The 16,461-nt window shown below is 72.5% G+C and carries 14 protein-coding genes; 5 read left to right on the top strand and 9 right to left on the bottom strand.

The features are described from left to right. Positions 1-43: 43 nt before the first annotated feature. Positions 44-1,471, top strand: coding sequence for a glycoside hydrolase (locus F8568_RS35665; protein WP_151598041.1), 1,428 nt, complete (start codon positions 44-46; stop codon positions 1,469-1,471). An 11-nt stretch (positions 1,472-1,482) separates the two neighbouring features. After that, complete coding sequence (locus F8568_RS35660; protein ID WP_151598040.1) at positions 1,483-1,881, top strand: VOC family protein; 399 nt, start codon at positions 1,483-1,485, stop codon at positions 1,879-1,881. A gap of 30 nt (positions 1,882-1,911) precedes the next feature. Here F8568_RS35660 and F8568_RS35655 read toward each other — a convergent pair whose 3' ends face one another. Beyond that, a complete protein-coding gene (locus F8568_RS35655; RefSeq protein WP_236009822.1) occupies positions 1,912-2,190 on the bottom strand; it encodes a hypothetical protein in 279 nt (92 codons plus the stop codon). A gap of 2 nt (positions 2,191-2,192) precedes the next feature. Further along, entirely contained in the window at positions 2,193-2,549 is a 357-nt protein-coding gene (locus F8568_RS35650; RefSeq protein WP_151598039.1) for a hypothetical protein, read from the bottom strand. Positions 2,550-2,972: 423 nt separating this feature from the next. On the opposite strand from F8568_RS35650, the gene F8568_RS35645 reads away from it, so the two are divergent. Then, the gene (locus tag F8568_RS35645; protein WP_160573886.1) at positions 2,973-3,110 is read left to right on the top strand and encodes a hypothetical protein; all 138 of its coding nucleotides are present in this window, start codon (positions 2,973-2,975) and stop codon (positions 3,108-3,110) included. A 171-nt stretch (positions 3,111-3,281) separates the two neighbouring features. Here F8568_RS35645 and F8568_RS35640 read toward each other — a convergent pair whose 3' ends face one another. After that, positions 3,282-4,640, bottom strand: a complete 1,359-nt coding sequence (locus F8568_RS35640; RefSeq protein WP_202125722.1) for a serine/threonine-protein kinase — start codon at positions 4,638-4,640, stop codon at positions 3,282-3,284. A 198-nt stretch (positions 4,641-4,838) separates the two neighbouring features. Here F8568_RS35640 and F8568_RS35635 point away from each other — a divergent pair, with 198 nt between their 5' ends. Continuing rightward, entirely contained in the window at positions 4,839-6,869 is a 2,031-nt protein-coding gene (locus F8568_RS35635; protein ID WP_151598038.1) for a phosphocholine-specific phospholipase C, read from the top strand. Positions 6,870-6,885: 16 nt separating this feature from the next. Here the strand turns inward: F8568_RS35635 and F8568_RS35630 are convergent, their stop codons facing one another. From F8568_RS35630 to F8568_RS35610, 5 genes are all read right to left on the bottom strand, one after another. Further along, positions 6,886-7,620, bottom strand: coding sequence for a class I SAM-dependent methyltransferase (locus tag F8568_RS35630; RefSeq protein ID WP_151598037.1), 735 nt, complete (start codon positions 7,618-7,620; stop codon positions 6,886-6,888). A 74-nt stretch (positions 7,621-7,694) separates the two neighbouring features. Next, positions 7,695-8,519 carry an SWIM zinc finger family protein gene (locus tag F8568_RS35625; RefSeq protein ID WP_151598036.1) on the bottom strand — a complete coding sequence of 275 codons (825 nt, stop codon included), beginning with the start codon at positions 8,517-8,519 and terminating at the stop codon, positions 7,695-7,697. Then, positions 8,516-11,440, bottom strand: coding sequence for a DEAD/DEAH box helicase (locus tag F8568_RS35620; RefSeq protein ID WP_328601167.1), 2,925 nt, complete (start codon positions 11,438-11,440; stop codon positions 8,516-8,518). Before F8568_RS35620 ends, F8568_RS35625 begins: the two co-directional genes overlap by 4 nt. 74 nt (positions 11,441-11,514) lie before the next feature. After that, positions 11,515-12,480, bottom strand: a complete 966-nt coding sequence (locus tag F8568_RS35615; RefSeq protein ID WP_160573885.1) for an asparaginase — start codon at positions 12,478-12,480, stop codon at positions 11,515-11,517. After that, positions 12,480-13,910, bottom strand: coding sequence for a cytosine permease (locus tag F8568_RS35610; protein ID WP_151598034.1), 1,431 nt, complete (start codon positions 13,908-13,910; stop codon positions 12,480-12,482). Before F8568_RS35610 ends, F8568_RS35615 begins: the two co-directional genes overlap by 1 nt. A 102-nt stretch (positions 13,911-14,012) precedes the next feature. Between F8568_RS35610 and F8568_RS35605 the strand changes: the two genes are divergently transcribed. Further along, entirely contained in the window at positions 14,013-15,569 is a 1,557-nt protein-coding gene (locus F8568_RS35605; protein WP_151598033.1) for a PucR family transcriptional regulator, read from the top strand. A 13-nt stretch (positions 15,570-15,582) separates the two neighbouring features. Here the strand turns inward: F8568_RS35605 and F8568_RS35600 are convergent, their stop codons facing one another. After that, on the bottom strand, positions 15,583-16,455 hold the full coding sequence (locus F8568_RS35600) for a polysaccharide deacetylase family protein (protein ID WP_151598032.1): 873 nt from the start codon (positions 16,453-16,455) through the stop codon (positions 15,583-15,585). Between the last annotated feature and the right edge of the window lie 6 nt (positions 16,456-16,461).

Genomic DNA, 16,461 nt, shown 5'->3' with positions numbered 1-16,461 from the left:
GTCCGAACACATCCCGGTGGACGTGACGAGCGAAGGCGTGGACATGTCCGATGAACGGGTCATCGACCCGAAGAACGCGTACACCTGGGACGGGTGGGGGACGTGCCTGTCCTGGTGGGCGAACACCGAACTGGGAACGCGCGACGACCTGGCCGCAGCCCTGTTCGGCACGGACACGGTCGGCGTGGAGGCGGCGGGCCGGGACATGGCCCTACCCGGGCTGGGCCTGAACATCGTGCGTTACAACCTCGGGGCCTGCACGTGGACGGACGGATCGGCGATGGTCGAGTCGCCCGCCATCGTCCGGCGCAAGCAGATCGAGACGTTCTGCGACGGTGACGCATGGGACTGGCGCGCCGGCGCGAATCAGCGGAGCATGCTGGCCAAGGCACGCGAGGTCGGCGCCGACACTTTCGAGATGTTCTCCGTCTCGCCGCCGTGGTGGATGACGGTCAACGGCAATCCCTCCGGCGCCGAGCACGGTGAGCAGGACAACCTGGAATTCCAGTACCAGAAGGCGTTCGCGCGGTTCATCGCGGTGGTGGCCGGGCGGGCCCGCGACGAATGGGGCATCCGCTTCGCGTCCGTCGAGCCGTTCAACGAGCCCTCACTGTCCTCGTGGCATGCGAAGCAGAACCAGGAGGGCTGCCATTTCACGCTCGGCGCGCAGGAGGCGGTCATCGAGTGCCTGCGCGGCGCCCTGGACGAGCGCGGCCTCGACGACGTGCTGATCGCCGCGTCCGACGAATGCCACTACGCGGGCGCGGCGAACACCTGGCGGAAGTTCACCGCCCAGACCCGGCGGCTCATCGGACGCGTCAACGTGCACGGATACGAGCGCGACGAGAGCTGCCGCAGCCGCGCCGCGCTCCGCGAAACCGTCGGAGACGGAATGCCGATCTGGCAGTCGGAGTATTCCGAAGGCGAGCCCGACGGCTTGGCGATGGCACTGAGCATCAGCCGCGACATCCGTTATCTCCGCCCCTGCGGATGGGTCTGCTGGCAGCCGGTCGAGGCACTCGACTGGGGCCTGCTGGACGGAGAGTACGACGACCAGACCCCGAACCCGAACGGCGGCGCCAAGGGAACGCTTAAAGGGCAAGTGGGCGGCGTCAACACGAAGTATTACGTCCTCGCCCAATACACGCGCCATGTCAGGCCGGGAATGCGCATCCTCGGTTCCGGCCATGCGAACACCGTCGCCGCCCACGACCCGTCCGCAGGGCGGCTGGCCCTGGTCACCGTCAACGACGGCGCGCAACGGACCGTCACCTACGACCTGAGGCTGCTGACCAGCGGCACGAGCACCGCCCGCGTGCGGGTCACCGACACGATCGACGCCCCGGACGCACGCCGGTACGCCCGCGAAACCGACGCTCACTCGCGAGACGGAATCCTCACGGTGACCCACGCGGCGAACACGGTCACGACCCTGGAACTCACCACCCATGGACGCACGTCAGGCGTGTGAGAGAGTGGCCCATGCCCCTGAGCGCGCATCAGGTCAGGACTTCGATCGCCGTGTCGGACATGGAGCGGGCGGTCGACTTCTACGAAGGCAAACTGGGCCTGCGGGCCCTGTGGTCCGGTCCCAGCGCCAGGATCGCCGGCGGCAGCCGCGTCTACGCGTCCGGCGGAGGCCCGGCGCTGAACGTGTACCAGTCGGCCACCGCCGGGAAGACCGACGCGACGCTGGCGACCTGGTACGTCGACGACATCGACCGGATCGTGGCGGAACTCGCCTCGTCCGGCGTCGAGTTCGTCCGCTACGACCAGTTCGAACACGACGCCAGAGGCATCACCCCGCGGGCCGGCGGCGGGCGCATCGCCTGGTTCCAGGACCCGGACGGCAACACCTTCGCCATCGAAGCCGACGCCTGACCGCCGCCGAGGCTCAGCCGTGGCGCGCCGTCACGGCCCGACCTCCCGACTCCGCTGCCTCAACCGCCGAACACGCCGCTCATGCTGCCCGGCCCGCCGCCGTTGGGCGCGGTCGATGACCAGCGTCCGCGGGTCGGCTGCCCGTTCGTACAGTTCGACCTCGAACGGGTCGGCGTCGTCTTCGACGAGACGGGCCAGAGCGTCCCGGTCCTGCTCCGCGGTCACGCGCCGGCGCACCTCGTCCCGCCAGACCTGCCCGCTCGCCTCCGCCTCGTCCATGGCCAAGGGACGGCCGCGTCGCTTTCTCATGGTCACGAGCTGGGGAGGCGCTGGTACCGGTAGACGCCGTAGGCCTTGTGGCCGTTGATGTGGCTGTGCGAGTGCAGGCACAGCTCCATGCCGTGCGGGGCGATGACGCCGAGGTATTCGACCGTCCCCTCCTGGGACGTCGCGTCGAACGACAGAACGTTGCCCTCCACCGAGTACGGGCCACGGGACGCATAGGGGTGGTCGGGGAGTAGCCAGGCGGCAACCGCCACGACGGTCTCCTCCATCGGAAGGCGACGCTGGACCGAGACGGACATGCCCTCGCCCGTGCGGAAGAAGCGCAGGAACGAGGTATACGTCTGGCCTTGCTCGGCGTACAGGCCATCGAAGCGGAGCCCCACCTGATTCCTCCAGGGGGTCGGGACATCTTCCGACACACGGATCTGACGTCCGTACGCGGCCGGCAGATTCCATCCACCCGGCGGGAGTTCATATTGCGGCCCGGGCCTTCGCCGTGAAACGCGCCGAGTTCGTCCGCTACGGCCAGTTCGAGCACGACGCCAGGGGATCACCCGCGGGTCGGCGACGGGCGCATCGCCTGGTTCCGGGATCCGGATGCCCCCGCCGCACCATGACGCCGGGCAGGCCCGCCACGGTCCGCGCGAGCAGGGCCTCCATCTCCGGCTGGTAGAAGTGGTAGGAGGGCGGCCAGCCCGAGGGGGCGCTCCAGGTCCGGGGCAGCCGCGCGAGCACGCTCCCGTCACGCGACGCTCTGGCCCGGCGAGAACCCGCCCATCAGCCTGACGGACCCCACGATCATCGCGATGCCGCTCGCCGTGCTCGGATGCGTGGCCGGGACGCTGCTCACGCGACGCTCCCCCGCGGGCGACTTCGACGACATCCAGGTGGAGTCGGAACTGGGCCGGGCCGACCAGACCGCCGAGGCCACGTCGGTGAGGTGAAGTCGACCGAGGCCGGTCGAGGGATCGCCGGGTGAGGCGCGGCGCAGGTCCACGGCTCCGTTGATCCGCGCCCGACCCGCACCACCGCGAGCCGCGGCTCGCTGCGGGGCGTCACGGGACCGGCTCAGGAGATCGTGCGAGCCCTAACCCCTTCGCGCACGGCGGCGCGGCTCAGGTGACGTCGATGCGCAGGAGCGTCTTGTCGGCCTCAAGGACGATTTCGGCTTTGATGACACCCGGCGCGTGCACGGGCCGCACCCCGATGATGCAGCTCCTTTCGTCGCGGGCCATCGCGGGCGGGTTCACCGCCGCGATGCCGGGCCTGGTCTGCAGCCACTGCAGGACGGCTTGGAACGCCGCGCGATCGGTCGGCGTGGCGGGGCCGGAGCACGCCGCGCCGCAAGCGCGGGGAGCGGTGAGGGTGACCTGTGCTCTGCCGCCGCCGACGTCCTTCTCCGACGTACGGGTGTAGCCGCTGGGCGCCCCGAGTTTCTCGGCGATGTGCAGGTTGTTCTTGTAGGTGGGGTCCGAGCCGGGACGCAAGACGAACCCGAGCACCGCCGCGACCGCGACCACCGCCACCGCCGCGCCGATCAGCACCGGCCACAGGAGTCTCCCGCGCCGCGCCGTCGGCGCCCTCGGCATCGGGGCGTAGGGGACCGGCGGTGGTCCTGGGACGGGCATCGGCGGAGGCGGTCCGGCGGGCGCAAGCCGGCCCGAAGCGATCGGGGCCAGCATCGCCCGGAGTTGGTCGGCGGTCGGCCGCTGGGCCGGGTCCTTGCGGAGAAGGCCGCTGATGACCGGTTCCAGGGGGCCCGCGTGCGCGGCGGGTGCGGGATCTTCCGTCGCGACGGCGACGAAGACCGCGCCGGTGCTCGTTCCGGTGAACGGGGGACGGCCCTCCACGGCGGTGTAGAGGGTCGCGCCCAGCGACCAGAGGTCGCTCTCGGCGCCGACCGGACGCCCCCGCACCTGCTCGGGGGACATGAAGGCGGGCGTCCCCACGACCTCGCCCGAGCGGGTCAGGGCGGCGTCGCCGTCGACGGCGGCGATGCCGAAGTCGGTCAGGACGACCCGCTCACCCTCCAGCAGGACGTTCGCCGGCTTGATGTCGCGGTGGGTGATGCCCGCCAGGTGCGCGGCCTGGAGGGCGTCGAGCATCCGCAGGCCGATGGACGCGGCCTGCTGGAACGGGAGCGGCCCGCTGGCCTTGAGGAGGTCGTCCAACGACCCGCCGTGGACCAGTTCCAGGACGATCCAGGGGCGCCCGTCGTCACCGACCACCAGGTCATGGACGGTGACGATGCCGGGGTGCTTCAGCCGCGCGGCCGCGCGCGCCTCCCGGTCCAGCCGCGCGATCCAGGTCCGCCGCTGGTCGGCGCCCAGATGCTCGGGGAGCCGGAGTTCCTTGACGGCGACGTCTCGCCCCAGTTGCTCGTCATGGGCGCGCCAGACGGCCCCCATGCCGCCCCGTCCCAGAAGACCCGTCAGGCGGTACCGGTGGGCGAGGACGTGGCCGAGATCGCTCACGGGCCCGACCCTAGCCCCGCCCCGCACAAACGAACAACTATGTCTGGCACGGGCCTCGGAGCCCGTGCCCGCGAGCGTTCGGTGATCGCTTTCGTGCGGCGTTACTGGCCGCTTCCCGCACGCGTCGCCGGGAGTTCGCAGACGCCTGCTGATCTAGTGCCCCCTCACCGCACCGCCCATCAGGGAGGCACCCCAGCCATGACGGAGTTCAACCGGCGGCGCTTTCTGCAACTGGCAGGTGGAACCGCGGCGTTCACCGCGCTGCCGAACAGCATCGCGAAGGCGGCCGCGATCCCGGCGCACAGCCGCACCGGCACCATTCGCGACGTCGAGCACATCGTCGTGCTGATGCAGGAGAACCGCTCGTTCGACCACTACTTCGGCTCCTTGCGCGGGGTGCGGGGCTTCGGCGACCCGCGGCCGGTGACGCTTCCGAACGGCAAGACGGTGTGGCACCAGCCGGACGGCACCAGGGACGTCCTGCCGTTCCATCCCGACGCGGACGACCTCGGAATGCAGTTCATCCAGGGCCTCAACCACGACTGGACCGGGGGCCACAAGGCCTGGAACGACGGCAGGTACGACCAGTGGATCCCCGCCAAGACGGCGACGACGATGGCCTACCTGACACGCGAGGACATCCCGTTCCACTACGCGCTCGCCGACACGTTCACCCTGTGCGACGCGTACCACTGCTCGTTCATCGGCAACACCGACCCGAACCGCTACTACATGTGGACGGGCTACACCGGCAACGACGGCGCCGGCGGCGGGCCCGTCCTGGCCAACGACGAGGCCGGCTACGACTGGACCACGTACCCGGAACGGCTCGAGAAGGCCGGAATCTCCTGGAAGATTTACCAGGACGCAGGCGACGGACTGGACGCGGCCGGATCCTGGGGTTGGACGAACGACCCGTACATCGGCAATTACGGCGACAATTCACTGCTCTACTTCAACAATTACCGGAACGCCAAGCCGGGCGACCCTCTCTTCGACAAGGCCCGGACCGGAACGAACGCCAAGGCCGGGGACGACCTGTTCCGCATACTGAAGGCGGACGTCCAGAACGGCAGGCTCCCGCAGATCTCGTGGATCGCCGCCCCCGAGGCGTTCAGCGAGCACCCGAACTGGCCCGTCAACTACGGCGCCTGGTACATCGCGAAGGTCCTGGACGCGCTGACGGCGAAGCCGGAGGTGTGGAGCAAGACCGTCCTGCTCATCACCTACGACGAGAACGACGGGTTCTTCGACCACGTCGTCCCGCCGGTCCCGCCGTCCTCGCGCGCGCGGGGCCTGTCGACCGCCGAACCCGCGAACGAGATCTTCCCGGGGTCGGCCAAGTACGCCGCCGGCCCGTACGGTCTGGGCCAGCGGGTCCCGATGCTCGTCGTCTCGCCGTGGAGCAAGGGCGGCTGGGCCTGCTCGCAGGTGTTCGACCACACCTCGATCATCCGGTTCATGGAGCGGCGCTTCGGCGTGCGCGAACCCAACATCTCGCCCTGGCGCCGCGCGGTGTGCGGGGACCTCACGTCCGCTTTCGACTTCGCGCGCCCGAACGAGCGGCCGGTGCGCCTCCCCGACACCAGCGGATACTCGCCCGCGGACCACGAACGGCACGACGACTACGTCCCGACCCCGCCGTCGACCCCCGCCCTGCCCGAGCAGGAGCGGGGCGTCCGTCCCGCGCGTCCGCTGCCCTACGCACCGGTGGTGGACGGCAGGCTCCGCGACGGCGAGCTCACCGTCGACTTCTCCACCGGGACTCGGGACGGCATCTGCTTCCACGTGACCTCCGCCGTCCGGACGGACGGCCCCTGGACCTACACCGTCCACGACGGCAAGAAGCTGTCGGACTCGTGGAAGGTCGACGGAACCTACGACCTCTCGGTGCACGGACCGAACGGATTCCTGCGGCAGTTCAAGGGCGCCGCCGGCACCGGTGTCGAGGCGACCGTCCGCGACAAGCACGGCACCTTGACGCTCGTCCTGGTCAACAACGGCAGGTCCGCCCGCCGCGTCACGGTCTCCAACGCCTATGGTGGCCGCTCGGCGAACTACACGCTCCTGCCCGGCGGACGAGCCGTCCACACGACCGACCTGGGCCGGACCAAGGCCTGGTACGACCTGTCCGTGACCTGCGCGACCGACAGGTCCTACCTGCGGCGCTTCGCCGGACACGTGGAGAACGGCAAGCCCAGCACGACCGACCCGGCCCTGAGCCACTGACGCTCTCGCCGCCTGGTCAGGGAGCGGCCGGTTTGCGGGCGCTGAGCAGACGGGTCGGGACCCACGGGCTGCCCCACCACGCCCGCCAGCCGAGGCCGCGCACCCGGATGTCCTGGGCGTCCAGCCCGGCCAGCACCGCGGCGTACTCGAGGGGCGTCCGCGCCAGATCGGCGATCAGCAGCCGGCCGCCCGGCCGCAGCACCCGGTACGCCTCGGCGATCGCCCGGGCGCGGGCGTCCGCGCCGAAGATGGTGTGCACCGTCAGGCTGGACACGACCAGGTCGAAGCTCGCCTCCGCGTACGGCAGTCTGCGCAGGTCACCGCCTTGCACGCGGACGCGGTCGGCGACGCCTTCGGCGCGGGCGTTGCGCAGGGTCGCCGCCGGGGAGTTGCCGGACTGGTCCCGTCCGCGCCACAGGTCCACGCCGACCGCCCGGCCCCGCGGGAGGCGCCGGGCGGCGGCCAGCAGGACGGCGCCGCGCCCGCAGCCGAGGTCGAGCAGCCGCTCGTCGCCGCGCAGGTCCAGCTCGTCCAGCACGTCCCGCCAGACCAGGAACTTGCCCCGCAGCGTGGCGTGCAGGCTCAGGGCCAGGCATCCCGCCAGCAGGGTGCCGGAGACCAGCGCGGGCAGCGCGGCGGCCAGATCGGCGGTGACCGCCATCACCAGCCCGGTCGCCCAGAACCCCACCACGACCAGGCCCACGAACCCGAACCCGTAGGGCGCATCCATCCCGTACCGCGCGCCAGGCATCCCGCCACTCTGCCACGCCCCGACGGCCCCGTCCGCCCATGGCCGGTACCCGCCACCACGGTGACACCGACCCGTCAGGGGCCTGGCGGCGACAAGGACGAACCGGCGAGGGCCTGGTACACGGGATCGAGCAGGTCGAGCAGTGGCGTGCCGCGCACCTCGACCTGGGGAGGCTCCAGAGCGCGCAGCAGCAGGTCCGCCGGGGCGGGGGCCGGGGCGACGCGCGACACCCGTCCACCGGTGAAGAAGTCTTCCAAGCGCTCGGCGAACGGGGCGTCCTGCACATCGAGCAAGCCGGGGCGTCGCGGCTCCTCATCGGCGGGGGCGCCGCGCAGGTCGTCCAGCAGGTCCTCCTTGGCCCTGCCCCGCCATGCCAGGACCAGGAACGGGTCGTCGTCGAACGCCTCGGCCAGCAGGTACAGGGCCGCGGACACGTGCTTGCACGGCCACCCCCAGTCCGGGCACGAGCAGTCCAGTTCCAGTTCGGAGCCGTCGGGGAACAGCGGCAGCTCCAGGTCGCCGAAGACCTGCTCGATCTCCGGCGGCATCTCCCCGGCCAGCAGCTTGGCGCGGTGGACGGCCCGCGCGGCCAGCGCGTCGGTCAGGTCCGCCCACTCGTCCGCGTCGTAGGCGTCGATCCGCAGCACGACCTTGTACGGGCGGGGACGCGACCCCTGCACCAGCGCGCGGACCTCGCCGGGAGCGACTTCCAGCGACATGACCTGGCCCTTGCGGGCGTAGGCGCGGCCGCGCGAGAGCCTGCCGGGGTCGCAGATGTCCTCCAGGACGTCGATGAACCGCCGCGACCACCATTGCGCACCGATGGAGCCGCGCCGCGATCTCGCTTTGAGTCCGCCCTCGACCTGGATCGGCCGGGACGATTCGAACCAGGGGCTCATGTCACCGCCTTCTCCCGGTCCAGAGCGAACAGGTCGCGGAGCCGGTCGGTGGACAGTTCCGAGATCCAGTCCTCACCGGTGCCGACGACCCGCTCGGCCAGTGCCTGCTTGCGTTCGATCATCTCGTCGATCCGCTCCTCCAGGGTGCCGAGGCAGATGAACTTGCGGACCTGCACGTCGCGGGTCTGGCCGATCCGGAACGCCCGGTCGGTCGCCTGGTTCTCCACCGCCGGGTTCCACCAGCGGTCCAGGTGGATCACGTGGCCCGCGGCCGTCAGGTTCAGACCGGTCCCGGCCGCCTTCAGCGACAGCAGGAAGACCATCGGCTCGTCGTCGTGCTGGAAGCGGTCCACGAGCTCGGCCCGCCGCCGCTTGGTCAGGCCGCCGTGCAGCCACAGCACCGGGCGGTCGAGCCGGGCCTCGAGGTGCGGCTGCAGCACCGTGCCGAACTCGGCGTACTGGGTGAACACCAGCGCCTTGTCGCCTTCCTCGACGATCTCGCCGGCCAGTTCCTCCAGCCGGGCCAGCTTCCCCGACCGGTCCGGCAGCGCCGAGCCGTCCTTGAGCAGCAGGGCGGGATGGCCGCACACCTGTTTCAGCCGGGTCATCGCGGCCAGCACGTTCCCGCGCCGCTCGATGCCCTCGCTGCCGTCGATACGGGCCATCATGTCCTCCACCACCGCCTGGTAGAGGGAGGCCTGCTCGGGGGTCAGGGTGCACCAGGTCTTCATCTCCATCTTGTCCGGCAGGTCGGAGATGATCGACTTGTCCGTCTTCAGGCGGCGCAGCACGAACGGGCCGGTCGCCCGCCTGAGCGCGGCGGCGGCCTCCTCGTCGGCGCGGGCCTCGATCGGCTCCTGGAACCGCCGCCGGAACCGCCGGGCCGGGCCGAGCAGCCCCGGGTTGGTGAACTCCATCAGCGACCACAGCTCGGCCAGATGGTTCTCCACCGGGGTACCGGTCAGCGCCAGCCGGAACGGCGCGGGGATCGCGCGGACCGCCTGCGCCTGCTTCGCCGCACTGTTCTTGATCGCCTGCGCCTCGTCGCAGACGACCCGCGCCCACTCGACCGCCGCCAGCGCCTCCCGGTCGCGCAGCGCCGTCCCGTAGGTGGTGACGACCAGGTCGGCCTCGTGGGCGAGCGCGACGTCCCGGTCCGTGCCGTGGTGGACGTACACGCGCAGGCTCGGCGCGAACCGCTCCGCCTCCCGCTGCCAGTTCCCCACCAGCGACATCGGGCACACCAGCAGGGTCCGGCCCGGTGCGGCCAGCAGCAGCGCCAGTGTCTGGGCGGTCTTCCCCAACCCCATGTCGTCGGCCAGGATGCCGCCCAACCCGAGCCCCGACAGGAACGACAGCCACGCCAGCCCCCGTTCCTGGTACGGACGCAGCGTGCCGCGGAACGTCTCCGGCGTCGGGACGGGCGCCAGCCGGCGGTCGGTCTCGCCCGACAGCAGGTCCCCCAGCAGCCCGTCGGCGTCGACCTCCACCAGCGGCAGATCCTCCTCGCCCGCCAGCGCGATCTCGCCGAGCGCCTCGGCCACGGTCATCTCACCTCGACCGCGCTCCTGGACGGCCCGCAGCGCCGCATCGAGCTGGCCGCCGTCCAGCTCGACCCACTGCCCGCGCACCCGCACGAGCGGCACCTTCAACCGGACGAGCTCGGCCAGCTCGTCCTCGCCGATCGGCTCCCCGTCCATCGCCAGGTCGATCCGGAAGTCCAGCAGCTCGTTCAGCCCGAACCCCTGCGCGGTCGTCGCGCCCGGCCCCTTGCGCTGCCGCGCCGTCATCCTCAGCCCGACCCGCCGCCGACCCGCCCAAGCCGGGAGCCGGACCCCGAACCCGGCCGCCTGCAGCAGGGCCGCGCTGTCGCGCAGGAACGCCGCCGCCTCGGCCGTCGTCAACTCCAGCGCGCACGGCCGGGCATGTCGCAGCGCACGGTCGAGCGCCGGATAGAGCCGCGCGGCGCGGCCCAGCCCCGCCAGCAGCCTCTCCTCGGCTCGTCCGCCGTCCGCCCAGACCTCCTCGGCCGGCACGTAGACGCTCAGGTCGTCGGCCGACTGCAACGCGAACTCCAGCCGCCACGCGTCGTCATCGCCGTCCGGTTCGGCCAGCCGGAAGCACGTCCGCACCGGTTGGTCCAGCGCCTGCGCGTCGGCGAACCACCCGTGCAGCGCGGCGGCCAGCTCCTGTGCCTGGTCCTCCCGCACGCCCGGCAGCGAACCGTCCGTGCCGGTCAGCGCCGCCGCCCACCGGTCGGGCAGCGCGGATCGCGCCCCCGGACGGCGGCCACCGACGACCGGCCCGGGCAGCGCCGCGCGGACGGCGGCGTCGACCAGGCACACCAGTGCCTCGATCAGCACGTGCGCCGACGGGCGCTCCTCCTCGACCGCCCGGCCCACCGGCGGCATCGCCGCCGCCGTCTCGCGGAACCACCGCGCGTCGTCCCCCGTCAGCACCGGCCGCCAGCGCGCCGCGAACCCCGCGGACTCGCGCACCAGCTGGGGGAGGACCCGACCGCGCCGCACCAGGTCACGCGCCCGCGCCGCGACGGCGACAAGGTACCGCAGCGACGCCCCGGCCTTCTCGCCGACCGACCCGTCCGTCAGCAGCGCGAATGCCTCGGGCCCCGCGACGAACAGCACCGGCACGCGCCACCGCCCCAGCCGAAGGGCGCGCGCGGACACCGCCACCCCGCACTCCGGCGAGGCCAACGGGGATCCCGCCGACCCCGGCAGCGCGAGCGTTACCTGCCCCTCCACACCGTCCACCTCGGGAAAGGCACCGACCAGGTCCGCATGGGAAGCCGCGAACGGGTGGGGCCTGACCTTCGCCCGCGAGGTGCTCCGGGTCACCTCACCGGACCGCTCCGCCCACAGCACGAGCCGGTCACCGGCCCAACTCCCATGCGCCACGAGCACAGCGATCGACCCTTTCCACTCGGCGGCATTTTCACGAGGGTACGCCGCCGCTCCCATGGCCGCGCACCAGAGCCTTAGGCGGGAAGGTGCGGTCGTAGGCGGGCCAGGGCATGTTCGGCGTCGGCCTCGGCGGCGAGCGCGGCCATGAGGAGCAGCCGGGCCTTGGGGGCGCCGAGGCGGCCCGCGAAGACGGCGCCCGCCTCGGCGAGGTCGGCGCCCCCGCCGGCGCCGTAGACGGGAACCGCCGGCCCCTCCGCGCAACGCGACGTGACCAGGACAGGAATGCCCTGATCGAGGCAGGTCCGGATCTCGGTGAGGACGCCGGGAGTCGGGTTGCCCGTGCCGAGCGCCTGGACGACCAGACCGCGGGCTCCCGCCGCCCGGCAGGCCGCGATCTGCACGCCGTCGGCGCCCAGGTGGACGGGCACGATGTCCACCCGGGCCTCCAGCGCGCCCAGTTCGGCGAGCCGGAACCCGTCCGGGCGGGCGGGCCGGGTGATCGCCTCGATCCCGCCGTCCCGGACGAGGGCGATCGGCCCGTGCCCCGGTGAGGCGAAGGCCTCCGGCGCGAGCGTGTGGGCCTTGGTCGCGTACCGGGCGGCATGGACCTGCCCGGCCATCGTGATGACGGCGCCCGCGCCCCGGGTCTCGGGGGCGGCGGCGACGCGGACGGAGTCGGCGATGTTGCCCGGGCCGTCGGCGTCCGGTGCGGACGCGTGCCGCTGGGCGCCGGTGAACACCACGGTGCGTCCGGGAGGCAGGACGAGGTCGACCAGGTAGGCCGTTTCCTCCATGGTGTCGGTGCCGTGCGTGACGACGACACCGTCCGCGCCGGAGCCGTCGGCTTCGGTGAGGATCCGCCGGGCCAGCCCGAGGACGTCGGCAAGGGTGAGGTTGAAGCTGTGCGCCAGCATCACCTCGCGGACGCGCACCGCCCCGGGGACGGGCAGGGCGGCCCCGGGCACCGCCACCCGGACGCCTCCCCGCGAGGACGGGCGCGACGCGATGGTGCCTCCGGTGGTGAGGACGGTGACTCTCATCAGGACACCGCCCCGGCCGCCATCGCCGCGCCGGCCGTGGCCTGCCGTCGTGCCCGGACGGCGAGGGCATAGTAGAGCCCGCCCGCGACCAGGCCGCCCGACAGCCAGGAGAAGTCGGTGTGGCCCAGCGTCCGCGCGAGCGGTCCCTGCAGCGCCGGCACCATGCCGAACTGCCACGCCCACCCGGCCGGCAGCCCCAGCGCCAGGCTGACCAGCGCGGGACCGCCGCGGCCGCCGCCGGCGCGGTACAGGGCGGCCACGTCGACGCGCCCGCGCCGCAGGACGAAGAAGTCCACCAGGCAGATGGCCGCCCACGGGCTGATCCAGACCAGGATGGACGACATCCAGTTGTCGAAGGCCTGGGCGAAGCCCGAGGCCTGGAGGAACACCGCGAGGAAGAGGGACGCGACCGTGCCCGCCGCCAGCGTCACCTTCCATCGCGCGGCCCGGATGCCGATCGACAGGGCGGCCAGCGAGCAGGAGTACAGGTTGAGGATGTTGGTCGCGACCGGCCCGTGCATGATCAGCAGCAGGACGGGGATCGCCATCACCCCGAAGGTGCCGGTCACCAGGCTCGAGGGGTCGCTGCCTTCGCCCGCACTGGCCAGGCAGGCGCCGAGCGCGGCCAGCCACACCGTCGGGACGTACATTCCGAGCGCGGTGGACCAGAACACCGACCGGTCGGAGGCGCCCGTGCGGACGAACCGGCTGTAGTCGGCCGAGTACGGCAGCCAGGTGATCCCCCAGCCGATGCCGATGGCGGTGAGCAGCTGGGTCACCGCGGTGACCTTGCCGCCGGCGGTCGTGGCGGTCGCGGCCGTCCAGTGCGGGGCGGTGTGCGCCAGCGCGAGGACGGTCATGACCACCATCACCAGCACCGTGGCCGGGACGGTGTATTTCTCGAACGTGCGGATGGCGTAGAACCCGTACAGAGCCAAGGCCAGCTGGAGAGCCATGATGAGCCCGGCCACCAGGTACTTCAACCCGGTGCCGCCGTGCACGCCGAGCTGCGCGAGGATCTCGATGACCAGGTCGAGCACCACCCAGGTGTTGACGCCGACCCAGCCCGTGGTGAGCAGCCCCTGCACCAGGCCGGGGACGAGGGCGCCGCGCCGGCCGAACGGCCCGCGGCCGAGGACCATCTGGTTGACGCCGGTGCGGTGGCCCATCACGTTGAACAGCCCGAAGACGGCGCAGCCGAGCACGTTGCCGAGGGCGATGACCGTCAGGGTCTCCACCAGGCTCAGGCCGAGGGTGACGCCGAGCGCGCCGAGCACCCAGTTGATGGGCGCGATGTTGGCGCCGCACCAGATCCAGAACTGCTGCCATGGCGTGGAGTCGCGCGAAGAGCCGGGGATGGGGTGGATGCCGTGCTCGTCGAAGCGGACCGCCTCGGGCCGGACGCTCTGTGCCGGATCGTTGTTGGCCATGGTTCCTCCGTCCGTGATGTGTAACACAAAAGCACCAGGGACCGACGATGCGAAGTAGAGAAACCTCTATCCCTGACTCCTTCGGCTGTGTAGATTCACATCATGTTCACCCTGCGGTCGCTGCTGGAGGACGAAACGCTGGAGCTGCGGCTCCTGGTCCCGGGACCCAGGGGCGCGCTGGACGAGCCGGCCGCCTGGGTCCACGGCACCGAGCTTCCCGACCCCTCGCGCTACGTGCGCCGGCGCGAGCTGGTGCTGACCAACGGCCTGTGGAGCGACCGCGTCAGCGCCGCCGAGTTCGTCGCCGACATCCGGCGCGCCGAGCCGGCGGGACTGGTCTTCGGCCTGCGGCCGGAGTGCCCCGCGACGCCGGACGACCTGGTCGGCGCCTGCGCGGAGGCCGATGTGCCGCTGCTGGAGATCTCCGCGGCGGTGCCGTTCACCGCGATCTCGCAGGCGGTGGCCGCCCGCTACACCGAGGAGCGGCAGGGCGCGCTCGTCGGCCTGGTCCGCCGGGGCGAGGCGCTGGCGACGGCGATCTCGCAGGGCGCCGGCGCCTCCGGGGTGCTGCGGGTGCTGCGCCGCGACCACGAGCTGCCCCTCGCGGTGGTCGACCGCATGGGGCGCCTGCTCGCATCGGCCGGCACCGAGCTGGAGTCCGGGCAGCTCCACGCGGTGGCCACCGGCCTGGCGCGCCGTCCGCCGCCCCTGGAACTGGACCTCGGCACCGCGGGCAGGGCGGCCCTGTACCTGGTCGGGGCGGTCGGCGAGGCCGACGCGGCACTGGTCTGCCTGCGCCCGGTGACCGGCCTCACGCGCGCCGAGCAGGACGCGCTGGAGCAGGCGGCCCGTTACCTCAGCCTGGAGGTCGCCAGGAAGCAGGCGATGCAGGCGATCGAGGGCCGGTTCGCCGGCGAACTGCTGGAGATGGTGCTGTCGGGCGGCAGCCGCGCGGCCGAGGTCCCCGGCCGGCTGCGGGCGTTCGGGGTGGACGCCGAAGGGCCGCTGGCGGTGTGGGCGCTCGCGTTCGCCGGCACCGACGCGGCCCTGCCCGGACTCGCGGAGACGGCCGGCGAGTTCTTCGCCGCCGCGGGCGTTCCGGCCGTGGTGGCGGGCGGATCGCAGGACGTGGTGGCCGTCCTGGCGTGGCGGCACGGCGACCGGGAATCGGCGCCCCTGGCCGAACGGCTCGTCTCGGCCGTGGCCGGCCGCTTCCCCGGACACCGGCCCGTCGTGGGCCTCGGCGGGGTCGTCCGGCACCTGGACGGGCTGCGCGAATCCCTCGTCCGATCGCGGGAGGCGTGCCGGGCACTGCGGCAGGGCCGTTCCGGACGCGCCGTCCAGACGTTCGCCGAGCTCGGCGCGCACCGGCTGCTGCTCGGCATGCAGGACGCCGAGACCCTGCGGACCCTGTCCGACGCCGTGCTCGCTCCGCTGCGCGAGCACGACGCCGGCCGGGGCGCCGAACTGGAGGGCACGCTGCGCGCCTTCCTGGACCATGACGGCCACTGGTCGGCCACCGCCGCGGCCCTGCACGTCCACGTCAACACGCTGCGCAACAGGCTCGCCAAGATCACCCGGCTGACCGGCCGTGACGTGACCCGCACCGCCGACCGCGTCGATCTCTTCCTCGCCCTTCAGGCCGCCGGCATGAAGTGACGGCCGTTCCCGCTCAGTACGGGTGGATCTCCGGGTCGACCCGGGGCCGCTCGTGCGGGCGCGACCGGACCTGCGGGTCGGCGAGGGCCGCCGCGGCGACGTCCCGGCAGCGCGCGAACGCCACGTCCCCGCACTCGCGGGCGTACTCGATGAGGTGCCGCAGCGCCATCGCGCGGCCCGGCCGCCCCGACAGGAACGGATGCGCGCACAGGTTGAACAGGCACCGGTAGGCGCGCATACCGTCCAGCTCCGCGCGCCACAGCTCCAGCACCTTGCGCGGCGACTCGATCACCGACCCGATGTTCGGTTCGGGCAGATAGGCGTACTGCTCCCAGTCGTCCAGCGACCAGTGCACCGGCAGCTCGACGATCTCTCCGGCCGCCGTCGCGATCCGGTACGGCCGGTCGTCTCCCATCAGGGACGAGTCGTAGCGCAGCCCGTGCTCGGCCACCAGGTCCGCCGTCGCCCAGGACGCCTCCCACAGCGCCGCGCGGAACCCGGTGACCTCGATGCCCTGCAGCGCGAACACCTCCAGGGCGCGCACGAAGTCCGCCCGCTCCTCCTGCGGGCTCATCGACGTGGGCGGGCGGTGCGCGTAGGAGTGGTGCGCCACCTCGTGGCCGCGCTCGACGATCGAGGCGGCCAGCCCCGGGCGGCGCTCGGCCACCCAGCCCGGCACGAAGAACGTCGCCGGCACCTCCAGCTCCTCCAGCAGGTCCAGGATGCGGGGCAGTCCCACGTCGGGCCCGTAGGACTGGTGCGACATCGTGCCGGCGTGCCCGGCGTAGCGTCCGCCGTGGGCGAGGATCGGTGTCTCGGCGTCCACGTCGAAGGTCAGCGTCACCACGGCCGCCGCCCCGCCATGCCAGCTTCCGGCCCCGTCCATGATCTC

Source organism: Actinomadura physcomitrii (assembly GCF_008923205.2).
GTDB lineage: Bacteria > Actinomycetota > Actinomycetes > Streptosporangiales > Streptosporangiaceae > Spirillospora > Spirillospora physcomitrii.
The sequence above is the reverse complement of the archived record's forward strand: the minus strand, read 5'-3'. Positions and strand labels throughout refer to the sequence as shown.